Below are 16,181 nucleotides of genomic sequence, written 5' to 3'. Positions count from 1 at the left end.
CTCGAGAACCGCAGGCTCCTGCGGGTTTCGCCGCTCCCCGCGCAACCGGCGGCACTCTCGCCGCCCACCAGACCCTGCCCCGACTCCCCCGCGGGGCTCGGCCAGAGGCGGCCGCCGGTCGGCGGCACCAGCCACGGTCAGCAGCCTTTCGGCCGAACGGCCGCACGAGCCGGGCACTGCGCGACTCTCCGCACATATGCGAATAGATGGTTCATATCACCCATTCACCCCACCACATGCACATGGTCTCCAGATAGAGACGCACAGCCATCTACTCTCGCCTATCATGCAGAATCGCTACAGAAAGCATCTTTAATCTTGCCCTGAGCACTCACCGTTGATCTGATGCCGAAGGTTCGCGAACCACATGCGACAGAGCCCGACGCCCATCCATCGAGACACGCCCGACCCCTCGACCTCGCCGACATCGATCGGCGCACCCCAGCGCCTCCACCGGCGATCACCGCCACCGCTCGTGGGAAGCGAGCAGGCATCCTGTCGCGCCGTAGCCGTGGCCCCACTCCCCCGCCATCGCCTCGTCGACCCAGCCGCACGCGGGGTCCGTCCACCACGTCCGCAAGGAGACCGCCGACCATGATCTTCGTCGCGCGCGAAGCCGAAATAGCGGTTTTCGAAAGTTTGATCGCCGATTGCACGAGCGATCCTCCCAACGGTCAGATCGCCCTTGTCACCGGCCCGGCCGGAATCGGAAAAAGCGCACTCCTGCGCATCCTCGCGGAGCGAGCCGCAGCGGCAGGAATTCGCCCGCTGCGCGCGGCCGGGTGCGCCGAGAAGAATTCGCTTCCACTCCGGCTGGCCCGGCAGCTCTTCAGTGAGTTCGCGGATGAATCGCGCTATCACCACCTGGCGACCAGGGCGATCGACCACTATGCGAATCTCGTCTTGGACCACTCGGGCGAGGAGGAGCTGACGGCGGCCTACTCCCGGGTTCTGGGCGATGTCGAGGTGTTTCTGCGTGACCTCGGTACTCGGGGCCCGGTTCTCGTCCTGGTGGACGACGCGGACAGGGCCGACCCCGTATCTCAACGCTGCCTCCTCGACATCATGCAGCGAATCACTTTCCTCCGCACCCTGATCGTGTTGACGGAGCCCACCGGCGAAACCACCTGGGGCACTCTGGCGGCGAGCGGGGTCTTCCTGCAGCCGCAGGTCACCCGCATCCGGCTGCCGCCGCTGTCCCCCGAGGACGTCGGCCTGATCATGGCCCGGCGAGCCGGTACCGGGGGAACGATCCAGTTGGCGCGGGCGGTACACCGGGCCACAGGCGGAAATCCCCTTTTGGTACGGGCACTGATCGAGGACCATCAGGCGGCGATCGGCCAGCGGGCCGCCATGTCCGCGACGGAGCCGGTGGCCGGGCTGGCCTTCGAGCGGGCGGTGCTGTCCTGCCTCGAACGCGCCGGGCCAGCGGTCCTCGACGTCGCCCAGGCGGTGGCGGTGCTGGACGATTCCGGCCGACCCGATCGGATCTCCTGGCTGCTCGGCAGCCCCACGGACGCCGTCGACCGAGGACTTCGCGTGCTGGAACAGGCCGGGCTGCTCGAGAACCTGTGCCTGCGCCATCCGGCGGCCCGTCAGGCGGTCGTGGCTGACATCCACGCCGACCGGCGCGTGGAGCTGCACCGCCGCGCCGCGGCACTGCTGCACCACGACGGCGCCCGCGCCGTCGACATCGCCCGGCACCTGGTCGCCGCGCGGCACACCGAGGACATCTGGGTCCTCCCGGTGCTGCGGGTCGCGGCGGCCCAGGCCGAGGCGGATGATCAGCTGGCCGACGCGGTCGAGTTTCTCCAGCACGCCGCCCGGGCGTGCTCCGCCAAGTCGGAACGCAGCGCGATCCTGCTGGACGCGGCGAAGGTCGACTGGCAGCTCAGCCCGTCCACGGTGTTTCACTACCTGCCACGTCTGACCGCCGCGGCGCGCCAGGGCCATCTGGTGGGCCGCCGGGCGGTTGACCTCGTGGCGGCGTTGGCCTGGCACGGCCGGTTGACCGAGGCGTCAGCGGTACTCGTCCACGTCAGCGAAGCAAGCGCTCGCCGGGGCGGGCAGGCTGCCACCGACCCCGACCCCGACCCCGACGTCGGGCGGCTCCTGTTGTTCTGTACCTATCCGGGGCTCATGGACCAGGTCCACCAGGTCTCCATCGCATCGACAGCGCAACGGCTGGACCCGGCCACGACCGATCCGGTGGAGCGCGCGGCGCTCGCCCTGGCGGCAGTGGTCACCGGCCGGGGGCACGCACTGGGCAGCACCGAGGCGGACCATCTGCTCCAGAACGCGTCGCTGACCGACATCGGCATCGAGGCCGTCATGTCGGCGGCACTCGTTCTGGTCTACACCGATCGCCTCGCCGCCGCCGCCACCGGCACCGACATCCTCAGCACGCACCCCACGATCTCCCGATCGAACACCTGGCGGGCCATGGTCTGCGGTCTGCGGGCCGAGATCGCGCTGAGACGGGGCGACCTGCCCGGCGCGGAAGGACACGCCCGCACGGCACTGACGGACGTGACGCCACACGGCTGGGGGGTCGGTCTTGGCGCGCCGCTGGGGAGCCTGCTGCTTGCCATGGTCTGCATGGGCCGCCTGACCGAGGCCGCGCGATGGCTGACGACCCCGGTTCCGGAAGCGATGTTCCAGACCCGGTTCGGCCTGCACTACCTATATGCCAGAGGGCACTTCTACCTCGCGACCGGTCGACTGCACGCGGCACTCGCCGACTTCAGCACCTGCGGCGATCTGATGGTCCGCTGGGGGATGGACGTGTCCGGTCTGGTGGCCTGGCGGACCGGCGCCGCCGAGGCATACCTGCGGATGGGTCAGCTGGACCGCAGTCGGCACCTGACCGAGGAACAACTCGCCCGCGAGGGATTCACCAGCTCGAGGACATCGGGAAACGCGTTTCGGCTGCTGGCGGCCGCCAGCGAACCCGGCGAGCGGCTGCCCCTGCTGCGGCAGTCGGTCGAGGTCCTGCGCCAGGTCGGAGCCAAGGTGGACCTCGCCCGCGCGATGGCCGACCTGAGTATGGCCTACCATGGCAGCGGCAACACAGCCCAGGCCCGCTCCTTCTCGCGAGGCGCCCGACTGCTGGCGAACCAGAGCCGGGCCGAGGCGATCCTCGATCCCCCCAGGCAACGCGGCAACCGCGGGCATACGGAGTCGCACGGCGCTACGCGGCAGTACCCGCCAGCCGCGGTCGACGCGCTGACCGACGCCGAACGACGGGTCGCCGCCCTGGCCGGCCTGGGACACACCAACGGAGAGATCGCGGACCGCCTGTACATCACGACCAGTACCGTCGAACAGCATCTGACCAGGGTGTACCGGAAGCTGAACGTCCGGTCCCGGGCAGATCTGCCCGCTGTGCTCAGCCCGGGTTCGCCACGTCCACGCACCGGCGTCCTCGTCTGGGACGGCGGCGAGTAGCTGCTCTGCAATGAGTCCGCGGACGCGCAAGAATCGGCGGAGAAAGCCGTGGAGCGTCACCGCGGTGAGGACAGGAGCATCCCGGGTCGGCATCCCGACCCGACGGATGTGGCCCCTTCCGCCGCAGGACCAGGCCCTGGCCCGCGGGTTCTGAGCCGCGCAGCGACGCCGGTAACCGAAGGAGACCCGTTGACGGACAGGGACCTGCGAGCCCAGGCCGACTATGACACCGGCGAGGTGCGCATCATCCGCCACCAGCATGACGAGGGCGAGAGCATCGGCAACACCGGCGTCGCCCGGCTCGGCCGGCCAGACCGCGAGGCCGACCTTGGCTCGCTCGAACGGGCCGCCGACCTGCTGCTCGCCGAGGTCGGACTGAAGCGCGCCGGCCCGTGGCGTCGGGGACGGCGGTGGACGATCGCAGCCACGGTCATCGACACCTGGCCGGTACCGGCCCTCAGCTGAGCCGAACGTCGACGTGCCAGGTGGGCGGGTGAGAAGAGGAACATGAACGGATGCCCGACGTCCGGTGGAAGAGCGACCCCGAAGAGCATGACTACCCCGCGGCGGCGGCCTATCTGGGGCTTCTGGCCGGGCCCGAGGAGATCGACGCCCTGATCGGACTGCTGCGCGCGGCCACGACCCGGCGCTGGAAGGCCAAGGACATCCTGCGTGCGTCCGGGCTGCCGCTGCTGCCGGTCGACAACCCGCACGTCGCCGCGGACCTGCGCAAGATCGTCGCCCGCAAGGCGTTGTCTCCGGTGCTCCTGATTCGCGGCGACCTGATGTCAGGACGGGCACTCCAGGTCGCCGACGGCTACCACCGGGTCTGCGCGAGTTACCACACCGACGAGAACACCGAGATCCCCTGCCGACTGGCGGCCCCCAGCACCCATCCGAGCCCGCTGACCCAGCCAGGGGCCCCGGCGGCGGAACGCCCGTGAGCTTCGCCCTTCTGGCACTGGTCTGCCTGGCCGGGATCACCGGTCCGCTGTTGGCGCTCCCGCACCGCTGGCGACTGCCCGTCGTGGTCGGTGAGCTCCTGGCCGGGATCATGCTCGGCCCGATGGGCGTGGGACGCCTGGACCCGACCGCGTCCACCTTCGCGTTCCTGGCCAACGTCGGGTTCGCGCTGGTGATGTTCGTCGCCGGCTCGCAGGTCCCGGTGGGTGACCGTGGCCTTCGGCGGGCGCTGCCGGTCGGGCTGCGCCGTGCCGCCGCCGTGGGCGCGGCGTCCGTTCCCGTCGCTCTGGCCATCTCCACGGTCTTCGGCACCGGCCACCCGGCCCTGTACGCCGTGCTGCTGTCCTCGTCCTCCGCCGCCCTCGTCCTGCCCGTCCTCGACGCGCTACAGCTCAAGGGCACCGCGATCCTGCAGTTACTGCCCCAGGTGGCCATCGCCGACGCCGTGTGCATCGTCGCCCTGCCCCTGGCGATCGATCCGACCAGGGCGGGCCATGCGGCCATCGGGGCCGTCGTGGTGCTGGCCTGCGCCGGTGCGCTGTTCGCCGTCCTGCGCGAGACCGAACGCCGTGGGTGGCGTAAAAGGCTCCACCACCTGTCGGAACGACGTAAGTTCGCCCTGGAGCTGCGGATCAATCTCGCGCTGTTGTTCGGTCTGGCCGCCATCGCCCAGACCTCCCAGGTGTCGATCATGCTGGCCGGGTTCGCCTTCGGTCTGGCCGTAGCCGCCGCCGGTGAACCGCGCCGTCTGGCCCGCCAGCTCTTCGCCATCACGGAAGGCTTCTTCGGCCCGCTGTTCTTCCTCTGGCTCGGAGCGTCCCTGGACCTGCGGGCGCTCGCCCAGCGCCCCGCCCTGATCGGGCTCGGCCTGGCGCTCGGCCTCGGGGCTGTCGTGTGTCACCTCGTCAACCGTCTGATCGGCCAGCCGGCAGCACTCGGTGCGCTGGCCGCCGCGCAACTCGGCGTGCCGGTCGCGGCCGCGACCCTCGGTGCGCAGTCGCACCTGCTGGCCACCGGCGAACCAGCAGCCCTCGTCCTCGGCGCCCTCGTCACGATCGCCGTCACCTCCGTGGCGGCAGCACTCACCGGCCGCGGTCCCGCCACGCCGGTCGACCCGGCCGGACCCACCCCAACCGACAAGCCGGATCCCAAACCAACCTGACCGCAGGTGACGGCCGCCAGCAGCCACGAGCAGGAGGAGGGCAACGAGAAGCGCCGTAGGATCACTGCCGTGACCGACGTTCTGCGGCCGGTACCGGCCCTGCGCCGACCAGACCTGCTCGCGGCAGCGACCGCGGCGGCGCTGGCCGCCTGGCCGCAGGCGGCGTCCGCGCCGCCCGCCGAGCAGGTCGAGGTGGCGGAGATCGACCCCGAGCTGGCCGACACCGCGGCCTTCTGCGCGCGCTACGGGGTGGAGCCGGCCGACTCGGCGAACTGCGTCATCGTCGCCGCTCGGCGCGGAGCCGAGACCACGCTCGCGGCGTGCGTCGTTCTCGCGACGACCCGGGCGGACGTGAACGGGCTGGTCCGGCGCCGGCTGGCTGCCCGCAAGGTGTCGTTCGCCCCGATGGACACCGCCGTGTCCAGCACCGGGATGGAGTACGGCGGCATCACCCCGGTGGGACTGCCAGCCGCCTGGCCACTGCTGATCGACCGCGCGGTCGCCGAACATCCCCGCGTCGTCGTCGGCTCCGGCCTGCGCCGATCCAAACTGTGGCTGCCCGGCGCGGCGCTCGCCGCCCTCCCCGCGGCCGAGGTCCTCGACGCCCTCGGCACCTGAGGCCCAGGCGGCCGGCTGGCGGGCCCGACGGCAGACCGTCGTCCCCGCATGACGAGTCGGCAAAGCGCGCCTGCCACCGCGCCGAGCAGCCGACCTGTGCCGCCGACGTTGTACGACAAGCACCCCAGCACGCGAGATCTGGATCAAGGGCGACACGTCCTTGAAGCCGGTCGGATACCAGTAGCCCTGAAACAACGAGGGCAGTACGTTCGTTCGACCCAGGACCATGATCCTGGGCTCTTACGCACCACAGGCCAGCCGATGGCCCGGAAACCAGACCGACCGGTTCTCCCCTGGCCACCGCCGTCCGAAGAACGCACCTGCACCGCCTGACACCGCCACGGTGGTATGACGAAGATGGCGGTATGGCACGGTGAGGGGTGGGCGGATGGCGGACGGTTTGGGGACGGACGATCTGGGGACGGACGATCTGGGGGCGGCCGGGCTGCGGTTCGAGCGGGACGGCGCCATCGGCTGGTGTGTCATCGACCGGCCGGCGGCGCGTAACGCGCTGACGCCGGCCATGTACTTCGGGATCAAACGGGCGGTGTGGCTGGTCAACCGGGATCCGGACCTGGCCGCGCTCGTCATCACCGGCACGGGTGACGTGTTCGCCCCGGGTGGCGATCTGGGTGGCCGGTCCGAGCCGGGGGATTCGCTGCCGCCCGGTCTCGACGGTCCGGACATCCTGCCGTTCGTCACCGTCCGGGACAGTCAGGCCCCGGTGGTGGCCGCGGTGAACGGCATCTGCCAGGGCGGGGGGCTGCTGATCGCGATGCTGGCCGACATCGCGGTGGCCAGCGACCGGGCGACGTTTCGGGTTCCGGAGCTGCTGCGGGGCATCATCGACGCGACCTACGCCGCCGTTCTGCCCGCCCATGTCGGCGTCGCGGTGGCACGTGACCTGATGCTGTCGGCCCGGCGGTTCGACGCCACCGAGGCGCAGCGCCTCGGCGTGATCAGCCGGGTCGTGCCGCACGAGCAGCTGCGGGACGCGGCGGTCCAGGCCGTCCGGGAGATCGTGCAGACCGCTCCGGACACCCGGATGCACGTCAAGCGCATGCTCGGCGAGCACTACCGGCCGATCGACTACCCGACGATGTTCTGGGGCCTGCAGCACTCCCCCGAACCTCGGGAGGGCATGCGCGCCTTCATGGACAAGCGTGCGCCGGCCTGGATTCCCGACGAGTTCGCCTCCCGCGACGACCGGCGCTGACGTGTCATACGGGTGGCGGCGAGCCGACCCGTTCGGCCCGCCGCCACATCGTTACCAGCGCATGAGCCGACGTTCTCGAAAGCCGCGTGACCTGGCCACTGACCGGGCAGCCGTCCTGAATCCGCGGGCCAACGCCAGAACAACCCCGCTCGGATTCGACGAGCAGGTGCCCGAGTTCAGCTGATCCACAGAGGCCGCGGGTTTCGCCGCCGCTGTCGGCCGGGCTGGAGCCCGCCGTCGACACCGCGTTCTGGCCCCTCAACGCGATCGCGCTCGGCGGGGCCGGCCTGCTCATCCGGTTACGGCTGCCACGGCATCGGATCGGGTTGCTGCTGGCCGGCCTCGGTCTGGAGGCCGGCCTGGTCGAGCTGCTGGAGGGGCGTCGATGGCCGACGGGCCGGCCATCGCGCTGCCGCTCGTCGACGCGCTGGCTGATGACCCGGCGCTGCGCGGCTACCACCTGCTGCCGACCGTGCGGGCCGACCCGCTGGCCCACGCCGCCGCCCTCGACTGAGCGGGGGACCAACCGGGGCTTGACCCTGACCCTGCGTCAGGCCTCCAGCATGGCGGCATGACCGCTACCAGGCCTGCTGTCGAGGTCTTCGGACTCACCAAGTCCTACGGTGACCACACCGTGCTGGACGGCCTCGACCTGACCGTCGCTCCGGGCACCGTCTACGCGCTCCTGGGGCCCAACGGCGCCGGCAAGACGACCGTCGTCAACATCCTCTCCACGCTGCTGGCCCCGGATGACGGCGAGATCCGCGTCGCCGGCTTCGACGTACGACGCGAGCCTGCCGGGGCACGCGCCACGATCGGTGTCACCGGGCAGTTCTCGGCGATCGACGAGCTGCTCACCGGCCGCGAGAACCTGCGGCTGATGGCCGACCTGGCACACCTGGACCGGGCGACCGCGACAACCGCCGTAACCGTGATGCTGGCACGCTTCGACCTGGTCGACGCGGCCGACCGGCGGGCGCAGACCTACTCGGGCGGCATGAAACGGCGCCTCGACCTGGCGATGACGCTCATCGCCCGGCCCCGGCTGATCTTCCTGGACGAGCCGACGGCCGGTCTTGACCCGCGCAGCCGTCGCGACCTGTGGGCGATCGTGCGCGAACAGGTCGCCGACGGCGTGACGGTACTGCTGACGACGCAGTACCTCGAGGAGGCCGATCAGCTGGCCGACCGGATCGGGGTCCTCGACCGGGGCCGCCTGGTCGCCGAGGGCACGGCCGCCGAACTGAAGCGTCGGGTGCCCGGCGGGCACGTGTCGGTGCAGTTCACCGATGCGGCGGGGCTGTCCGTCGCATCGGCGGCGCATCCGCAGGCATCCACCGATGCCGAGACGCTCACCCTGCAGATACCCGGCGACGGCAGCATCGCCGGGCTGCGCCGTGTGCTCCACGGCCTCGACGACGCCGCCGTGGCCGGCCTGACGGTCGGGGCCGCCGACCTCGACGACGTGTTCCTCGCGCTCACCGGCCGCGCGGCCGAGGCGCCCGCAGCCGAGGAGGTCCCCGCATGAGCACCGCCCACACCGTCCGTGACTCGGCGACGATGCTGAAGCGCAACCTGCTGCACGTCCGCCGCTACCCATCGCTTTCGATCATGCTGATCGTGCAGCCGATCCTGTTCCTGCTGCTGTTCGTGTACGTGTTCGGCGGGACTCTCGGCGCCGGCCTGCCGGGCCAGGACGGTGGCGGAGACCGCGGGGACTACCTGGTGTTCATCACGCCGGGCATCCTGTTCCTGACCGTCACCAGTGTCGCGCTCGGCACCGCGATCTCGACCGCGACCGACATGACCACCGGGATCATCGCCCGGTTCCGCACGATGAACATCGCCCGGCTGTCGGTGCTCACCGGCCACATGCTGGGCGCCGTCATCAGGACCGGATGCGCCGTGGTGATCGTGGCGGCGTTCGCGTTCGGACTCGGGTTCCGCGGCGACGCGGGTCCGCTCGGCTGGCTCGGCGCGGTCGGGCTGCTGATGCTCATCGCGTTCTCGCTCACCTGGCTGACCGTCGGCATGGGCCTGGCAGCGGACAGCGTCGAGACGGCCAGCAACACCCCGCTGTTCCTGATGATCCTGCCGTTCGTCAGCAGCAGCTTCGTGCCGACCGACGCGATGCCGGCCGGGCTGCGCCAGTTCGCGGAGCATCAGCCGTTCACCCCGATGATCAACACTCTCCGGGCGCTCGTGACGGGGGCGCACACGGACTCCGACCTGTGGTTCGCGCTCGGCTGGTCCGCCCTGATCGCGCTGGCCGGCTACCTCTGGTCGCGCCGGCTGTTCCTGCGCGTGCCCGCGAAGTAGGAGACTGGCACGGTGCTCACGATCAGCCAGCTGGCGTCGTACGCCGGCGTCACCGTGCGCGCGGTGCGGCACTACCATGCCAGGGGCCTGCTGCCGGAACCGGAGCGCGACCACTCCGGTTACCGGCGCTACGACGCCCACGCCGTCGTCGAGCTCGTCCGCATCCGCACCCTCGCCGAAGCCGGTGTGCCACTCGCGCGCGTGCGCGAACTGTTGGCCGCGGGCGAGCAGGAGTTCGGCGCGGCCGTCACCGACATCGACCGGCGCCTGCGCGCGGAGATCAGACAGCTCCAACGACACCGCGAGCGGATCGCGCGGCTGGCAGCCGGGGACAGCCTGGCACTACCACCGGAGGCGGTGGCCTACCTGGACCGGATGCGCGCGCTCGGACTGCCGGACCGGATGGTCGAAGGCGAGCGGGACGCCTGGATCCTGATCGCCGCCCAACTCCCGGAGCACATGCCCTTCTACATGAAGGCCAAGCAGCAGCAACTCGACGATCCGGCGACCCTCCAGCTCTACCGCGATCTGGTCCACGCCGCGGACTGGGAGCCGGACGACCCACGCGTCGCGGCCATGAGTGACCAGCTCGTCGCCCTCTTCGAGGCTGACGGCGAGGGAGAGGGAGCGGGAGCGGAGGGCTACCAGGAGGCCATGCCCGACGAGCTCGCGCAGCTCCTCGATGCCGTTTTCCTGGCCTCGGTGCGGATCGCCCCTCGACTCCTCGAGCTACTGGAGGAACGCGGCTGGCGCGGATGGACCAAACTCGAGCGCATCCCCACGCCCACTTAGAGATCGTCGACAGGTGGCGCTACCTGTACCGGACGATCAACCAGCACGGCCGGGTCATCGACGGATCGCTGGTTCGATCCGGGTGGGGGATCAGAGACCTGGTCGTCCGCCAGACCAGACCCCTCGGATGTCGCTTCCGGTCTCAGTCCCGGCTGACTTCCAGTGCGGTCGTCGTCAGCCGGCGAAGGGAAGGACGGGCAGGCCGCGGGTGCCGGCGTCGATCGCGAAGATCGCGCCGGCGGCGGGGTGGCGGTCGGTGTCGGTGTCGAGCCGGGACGTCGTCACGTAGAGCGTGCCCAGGTCGGGGCCGCCGAAGGCGCAGGCGGTGGTCCGTGGCACGGGTAGCTCGATGACCTGGTCGAGGCTGCCGTTCTCGGCGAACCGGCAGACCGCGCCGCCGCCCCACAGCGCTGTCCAGACACCGCCGTCCGCGTCGACGGTGAGGCCGTCGGGCTGGCCCGGGCCGTCCGCGACCGCCGCCCAGGGGCGCCGTCCGGTGAGGCCGTCGGCGGGGTCGTAGTCGAACACGTCGATCCGGCGGGTGGGTGTGTCGACGTAGTAGGCCCGCGTGCCGTCGGGGCTCCAGGCCAGACCGTTGGAGATGGTCACCCCGCTCAGGACGACGGTGGTCGTGGCGTCGGGATCCAGCCGGTGCAGGGAGCCGGCGCCGGGTGTCTCGTCGTAGGCCATCGAGCCGCAGTAGAAACGGCCGTGCGGGTCGCAACCGCCGTCGTTCATCCGCAGGCCGCGCGCCGCCGGCCACAGGCTCGGCAGCACCCGCCGGGACGTCGAACCCGCCGCGTCCGACCGGAAGGGCGACCCGGCGGGGGGTGCGTCGAGCAGGGCGAAGCCGCGTTCCAGTGCGACGACCGCGCCGCCGCTCGTTCTCGGCCGGATGGTCGCCGCGATCGTGCCGAGATGGTGGCGCTCGACTGCACCGGTCCTCGTGTCGAGGGCGAGGACGTCGCCCGCGAGGAGGTCGACGAGGTGCAGGCCGCCCCAGGCCGGCACCCACAGCGGCCCCTCGCCGTGGGTCGTCACGGGCCCGGTTACCTGGTCAACCGTGGTCACTGCGGGGACACCGGTGCCACGCTCGTGGTGTCGGGCGTGTCGGGCGTGTCGGTGGTGTCGGGTTGGACGAGTCGGCCGTCGAGGCGTCGCGGCAGTCGCCACGGGTTGGCGTCGCGCAGCGCCTCGGGCAGCAGGTCGTCCGTCAGGTTCTGGTAGGTGACGGGGCGCAGGAACCGGCCGATGGAACTCGTCCCGACCGAGGTGAACAGCGAGGTGGTCGCCGGGTAGGGGCCACCGTGCGTCATCGCGTGGGTGACCGAGACGCCGGTGGGCCAGCCGTTCCAGAGCACCCGCCCGGCCCGCTCGGACAGTTCCCGCAGCAGCGCGCGGACCAGCGCGGCGTCCTGGGGATCGTCGGCCTCGCCGTGGATGGTCGCCGTCAGCTGGCCCTCGAGCACCCGGGCGGCGTCGAGCAGCTCGGCCGGGTCGGTGTAGGTGACCAGGACGGAGGCCGGCCCGAAGACCTCGGCGGCCAGCGCGTCCGGGTCGGCGACCAGCGCGGACACCGTCGCCGTCACCAGCGCCGGTCCGACCGGTGCTGGCACGTCCGGTGCTGGCACGTCCGGTGCTGGCACGTCCGGTGCTGGCACGTCCGGTGCTGGCACGTCCGGTGTTTCGGGCGTTCGCGTGTTGACGAGGATGGTGGCGCCCGGATGGGCGGTCAACGCGGCCAGGTCCCGGTCGTACCCGTCCTGGAGGCGGTCGTTGAGCATCGCGGCGCCCGGATGGCCCTCGAGGGCTTCGACCAGTGCCTGCTCGGCGGCACCCGCCGGGGCGAGCAGCAGGCCGGGCTTGGTGCAGAACTGGCCGGCGCCCAGGGTGAAGGACTCCACGAAGCCGGACCAGATCCGCGGGCCGCGGGCGCGGGCGGCGGCCGGGGTCACGAACACCGGGTTGACACTGCCCAGCTCGCCGTAGAACGGGATCGGGTCGGGGCGGCCCGCGGCCAGGTCGAACAGCAGCCGGCCGACCCGGGTGGATCCGGTGAACGCCGCCGCGCGGACCCGGTGGTCGACGAGGGCGGCCCGGCCGCTGTCGTCGCCTTCGAGCAGGGCGAAGACCCCGCCCGGGGCTCCCGCGTCGGTGAGCGCCGCGACCACCAGCCGCGCGGTGTGCCGCGACAGCCGCGGATGGCCGGGATGTGCTTTGAGCAGAACCGGGCAGCCGGCGGCGAGGGCCGCGGCGGTGTCACCCCCGGCGACGCTGAAGGCGAAGGGGAAGTTCGACGCGGCGAAGACGAGGACCGGGCCGACCGGGACCATCATCCGACGCAGCTGTGGGCGCGGTCCGGTCGGCCAGTCCGGATCCGCGGTGTCCACGGCCACCTCCAGGTAGCCGCCGTCGTCGAGCAGGTCCGCGAACAACCGCAGCTGGAAGGTCGTGCGCACCAGTTCGCCGCGTAGCCGCGCCGGCGGCAGGTGGGTCTCCTCCCCCGCCAGGGCGGTCAGGCGGTCGGCGTCCGCGTCCAGTGTGGTGGCCACCGCGCGCAGGATGTCCGCGCGCCGGCTCGGTGCCAGCGCGGCGAACGGCCGGGCCGCGGCCTGGGCCGCCGCGAGCGGATCGGTACCGGCCGGCGGGGTGAGGGTCGGGGTCAATGGGTGCTCCCGCTCTGGGGTCTGTCCGTGCCCGCGGTCCGGTCTCACACGCGGAGCAGGATCTTGGTGATGTCGGATGACGGCGTGTCCAGCAGCGCCAACGCCCGCGCGGCGTCGTCGAGGGCGACCTCGTGGGTGATCAACGGCTCGGGGCGCAGCAGGCCGGCGGTGAACGCGCGGACCGCGTGTGTCCAGGCCCGTGAGGGCGCGCCGAACACCGTGTGCAGGGTGATTCCCCCGACGACGAGATCGACCGGTACCAACGGATGGTCCTCGGTCGAGGCCAGACCGGTCAGAACCACCTGGGCGCCGCGGCCCGCCAACGTGGTCGCCAGGTGGGCGCTACCGGGCGCGCCGGCCGCCTCCACCACGACGTCGAAGCGCCGCCGCCAACGGGTGCCGGTGGCCGCCTCGTCGGGGCTGATCAGCGTGGTCGCGCCACAGTCGACCGCGAGGTCGGCCCGGTGGGTGCGCGGGTCGACGGCGACGAGTTCGGCCGGTCCTCCCGCGGCGAGCAGCTGGGTGGCGAGCAGGCCCAGGGTGCCCGCGCCGACCACGGCGATCCGCGTACCCGGCACGGCGCCGGCGAGCAGGCACGCGGCGGCGGCGCAGGCCGCGGGTTCCAGCACGGCGGCGGCACGCAGATCGACGCCGGCGGGCAGGGGGTGCAGCAGTGTGGCCGGCACGATCAGGTGGTCGGACCAGGCTCCGGGGCGGGTGAAGCCGGTCTCGTCGTACGGGCCGGCGCACAGGTTGGTGTCGCCGCGTCGGCAGGCGACGCAGATCCGACACGACCACACTCCCTCCGCGACGACCGGCTGCCCGACCAGCGACGGCGCCACCCCCGGCCCCACCGTTTCGACGGTGCCGGACCATTCGTGGCCGGGCAGCACCGGATAGCGGACGTAGCCGGCGGGTCGGGTGCCGCGCATGATCTCCCGGTCCGAACCGCACAGGCCCGCCCACGCCACCCTGACCAGGACCTCTCCGGCCGCCGGCGCCGCGGGTCGCGCCGGACGAACACGGAGCTGGCCGGGCGCGTCGATCCACACCGCCCGATCATCCACGTCTGTCACCCGGCGCTCCGGTGATACCACCGGCCGTGGCGTCGGACCGAACCGCGCGGGTCGGTGTCATGTCGACGGCCGCCGGTCGGCCGGCGTCACCGGTCGGGTACCGCGCAGTTCCCAGCCGTCGGCGTACAGGTCGAAGTGGGCGCCCTGGGAGGGGCGGTCGCGGATGAAGTCGACGTCGAGTTCCACGCCCAGGCCCGGGGCCGTGGGCAGCGCGAAGTACCCGTCGATGACCTCGGGCAGGCCGGGCGCGGCCTGTTTGACCTCCTCGTCGGCGAAGTCGTTGAAATGTTCCTGGATCTTGAAGTTGGGGGTGGTCGCGGCCAGGTGCAGGTTGGCGGCGGTCAGGACCGACCCGCCGACGTTGTGCGGGGCGATGAGCATGTAGTGGGTCTCCGCGGTGGCGGCGAGCTTACGGGTCTCGGCGATGCCCCCGAGGTGGCCGATGTCGGGCTGGATGATGTCGGCGGCGCCGAGGTCGAACAGCTCGCGGTACTCGATGCGGTCATGGATGCGTTCTCCGGTCGCGACCGGCAGCGGGATGCCGGCGGCGGCCTTCGCCAGGGCGCGCAGGTTCTCCGGTGGCACGGGCTCCTCGACCCAGGACGGCTCGAAGGGCACCAGCGCGGTGGCGATCCGGATCGCCTCGTGCGGGGAGAACCGGCCGTGCATCTCCACGAGGATCTCCACGTCCGGGCCGACCGCGTCCCGGACGGCCTCGACCAGGCCGATCGAGCGGCGGCGCTCGGCGGGTTCGAGTTCGGCCCAGCCCGGGCCGAACGGGTCGAACTTCAACGCGCGGTAGCCCCGTTCGACCACCCGGCGGGCGGCGTCGTGGAACTCCTGCGCCGTGCGCTCCACCGTGTACCAGCCGTTGGCGTACGCCTTGACCTGGTCGCGGACCTTACCGCCGAGCAGGCGCCACACCGGCTGGCCCAGCGCCTTGCCGATGATGTCCCAGCAGGCCATCTCCACACAGGCGATCCCGGACATGACGATCTCACCGGCCCGGCCGTAGTCGCCGCGTTTCATCCGTCCGACCAGCGACTCGATGTCGAACGGGTCGGAACCGAGCACGTGGTTGCCGGCCGCCTCGTCGAGGTAGCCGAGCAGGGCGCGGGTGTGGCCGAGCATCCGGGTCTCCCCGACCCCGACGAGTCCGTCGTCGGTGTGCAGCCGCACATAGGTCAGGTCCCGCCACGGTGTGCCCAGCACGAACGTCTCGAGCCTGGAGATCCTCACCGGGTCACCAGCCGCGGTGCGTCCTTCGGCTCGGTCCCGGTTGGTGGTTGTGCCGTCGGTACCGGAACCGCCAGGTCGGCCGCGGGCAGGGTCGAGCCGGTGGCCGTCGGCCCGTAGCGGGCCAGCAGCTCCAGGCCGATCTCGGCGCGGCGGACCCGTTCCCGGCCCAGTGCCACCGCCGTCGCGTTCAGATGGGTGCCCGCCGGATAGATGTTCGGCGCGTTGCGCAGCCCGAACTTCAGGTACACGGGGGCGGCGACGCGGACGATCTCCGCGATCTCGAAGTGCCGCACGAAGCCGCCCAGATCGTCGGGCGCTTCGACGTAGAGGTCGATCGGGATGTCCACGGCGGCCCGGACCGCCGCGAGCTGGGCCAGTGACAGGTCCGTCGGCACGTTGTAGGAGTCGGCGCCCAGGCGGGCGGCGATCCGGATCGACGCCGGGTTCGCCAGGCCCATCTGGACGCTGGTCTTGAACCGCAGCCCGGCGGGCAGCTCGCCGGCGGCTCGCATGTCGGCCGCCAGGGACAGCACCCCGAGATCGGTGACCAGGACGCCGCGGATACCCGCCTCACAGGTGCGGCGGATGTCCTCCAGCACGTGCACCAGCTGTTCGGTGCCGCGGGGGGGGGGGGGGGGGGGGGGGGGGGGGGGGGGGGGGGGGGGGCCGCGCCCCCCCCCCGG

The 16,181-nt window shown here is 71.9% G+C and carries 15 protein-coding genes; 10 read left to right on the top strand and 5 right to left on the bottom strand.

What is annotated here, in order from left to right; all coding sequences use genetic code 11:
- Positions 1 to 345 precede the first annotated feature (345 nt).
- From MXD61_RS12460 to MXD61_RS12420, 10 genes are all read left to right on the top strand, one after another.
- Positions 346 to 3,447 (top strand): AAA family ATPase, encoded by a 3,102-nt coding sequence (locus MXD61_RS12460; protein WP_308222735.1) that lies wholly within the window; start codon positions 346 to 348, stop codon positions 3,445 to 3,447.
- A gap of 189 nt (positions 3,448 to 3,636) precedes the next feature.
- Positions 3,637 to 3,912 carry a hypothetical protein gene (locus MXD61_RS12455; protein ID WP_248813086.1) on the top strand — a complete coding sequence of 92 codons (276 nt, stop codon included), beginning with the start codon at positions 3,637 to 3,639 and terminating at the stop codon, positions 3,910 to 3,912.
- A 50-nt stretch (positions 3,913 to 3,962) separates the two neighbouring features.
- Positions 3,963 to 4,391: a hypothetical protein gene (locus tag MXD61_RS12450; RefSeq protein WP_248813085.1), complete on the top strand. Its 429-nt coding sequence runs from the start codon at positions 3,963 to 3,965 to the stop codon at positions 4,389 to 4,391.
- The gene (locus MXD61_RS12445) at positions 4,388 to 5,572 is read left to right on the top strand and encodes a cation:proton antiporter (RefSeq protein ID WP_248813084.1); all 1,185 of its coding nucleotides are present in this window, start codon (positions 4,388 to 4,390) and stop codon (positions 5,570 to 5,572) included. Before MXD61_RS12450 ends, MXD61_RS12445 begins: the two co-directional genes overlap by 4 nt.
- 69 nt (positions 5,573 to 5,641) lie before the next feature.
- Positions 5,642 to 6,190, top strand: coding sequence for a YbaK/EbsC family protein (locus MXD61_RS12440; protein ID WP_248813082.1), 549 nt, complete (start codon positions 5,642 to 5,644; stop codon positions 6,188 to 6,190).
- 388 nt (positions 6,191 to 6,578) lie between these two features.
- Positions 6,579 to 7,406, top strand: a complete 828-nt coding sequence (locus MXD61_RS12435; RefSeq protein ID WP_248813081.1) for an enoyl-CoA hydratase/isomerase family protein — start codon at positions 6,579 to 6,581, stop codon at positions 7,404 to 7,406.
- Between the two features lie 385 nt (positions 7,407 to 7,791).
- Positions 7,792 to 7,920 carry a hypothetical protein gene (locus MXD61_RS28045; RefSeq protein ID WP_285223242.1) on the top strand — a complete coding sequence of 43 codons (129 nt, stop codon included), beginning with the start codon at positions 7,792 to 7,794 and terminating at the stop codon, positions 7,918 to 7,920.
- Between the two features lie 57 nt (positions 7,921 to 7,977).
- Positions 7,978 to 8,934, top strand: coding sequence for an ABC transporter ATP-binding protein (locus MXD61_RS12430; RefSeq protein WP_248813079.1), 957 nt, complete (start codon positions 7,978 to 7,980; stop codon positions 8,932 to 8,934).
- A complete protein-coding gene (locus MXD61_RS12425) occupies positions 8,931 to 9,725 on the top strand; it encodes an ABC transporter permease (protein ID WP_248813077.1) in 795 nt (264 codons plus the stop codon). Before MXD61_RS12430 ends, MXD61_RS12425 begins: the two co-directional genes overlap by 4 nt.
- Positions 9,726 to 9,737: 12 nt before the next feature.
- The gene (locus MXD61_RS12420) at positions 9,738 to 10,517 is read left to right on the top strand and encodes a MerR family transcriptional regulator (protein WP_248813075.1); all 780 of its coding nucleotides are present in this window, start codon (positions 9,738 to 9,740) and stop codon (positions 10,515 to 10,517) included.
- A 174-nt stretch (positions 10,518 to 10,691) separates the two neighbouring features.
- Here MXD61_RS12420 and MXD61_RS12415 read toward each other — a convergent pair whose 3' ends face one another.
- From MXD61_RS12415 to MXD61_RS12395, 5 genes are all read right to left on the bottom strand, one after another.
- On the bottom strand, positions 10,692 to 11,558 hold the full coding sequence (locus MXD61_RS12415; protein WP_248813073.1) for an SMP-30/gluconolactonase/LRE family protein: 867 nt from the start codon (positions 11,556 to 11,558) through the stop codon (positions 10,692 to 10,694).
- A 26-nt stretch (positions 11,559 to 11,584) separates the two neighbouring features.
- Positions 11,585 to 13,183 (bottom strand): aldehyde dehydrogenase (NADP(+)), encoded by a 1,599-nt coding sequence (locus MXD61_RS12410; RefSeq protein WP_248813071.1) that lies wholly within the window; start codon positions 13,181 to 13,183, stop codon positions 11,585 to 11,587.
- 44 nt (positions 13,184 to 13,227) lie between these two features.
- Positions 13,228 to 14,235, bottom strand: coding sequence for a zinc-binding dehydrogenase (locus MXD61_RS12405; RefSeq protein WP_248813069.1), 1,008 nt, complete (start codon positions 14,233 to 14,235; stop codon positions 13,228 to 13,230).
- Between the two features lie 81 nt (positions 14,236 to 14,316).
- A complete protein-coding gene (locus tag MXD61_RS12400) occupies positions 14,317 to 15,498 on the bottom strand; it encodes a mandelate racemase/muconate lactonizing enzyme family protein (RefSeq protein WP_248813067.1) in 1,182 nt (393 codons plus the stop codon).
- A partial coding sequence (locus tag MXD61_RS12395; protein ID WP_248813065.1) for a U32 family peptidase occupies positions 15,495 to 16,181 on the bottom strand: 687 nt, incomplete at its 5' end. The genes MXD61_RS12400 and MXD61_RS12395, both read right to left, overlap by 4 nt.

Origin of the sequence: Frankia sp. AgPm24 (assembly GCF_023243055.1) — a bacterium.
Lineage (GTDB): Bacteria > Actinomycetota > Actinomycetes > Frankiales > Frankiaceae > Frankia > Frankia umida.
This window is presented reverse-complemented; position numbering and strand designations above follow the sequence as displayed.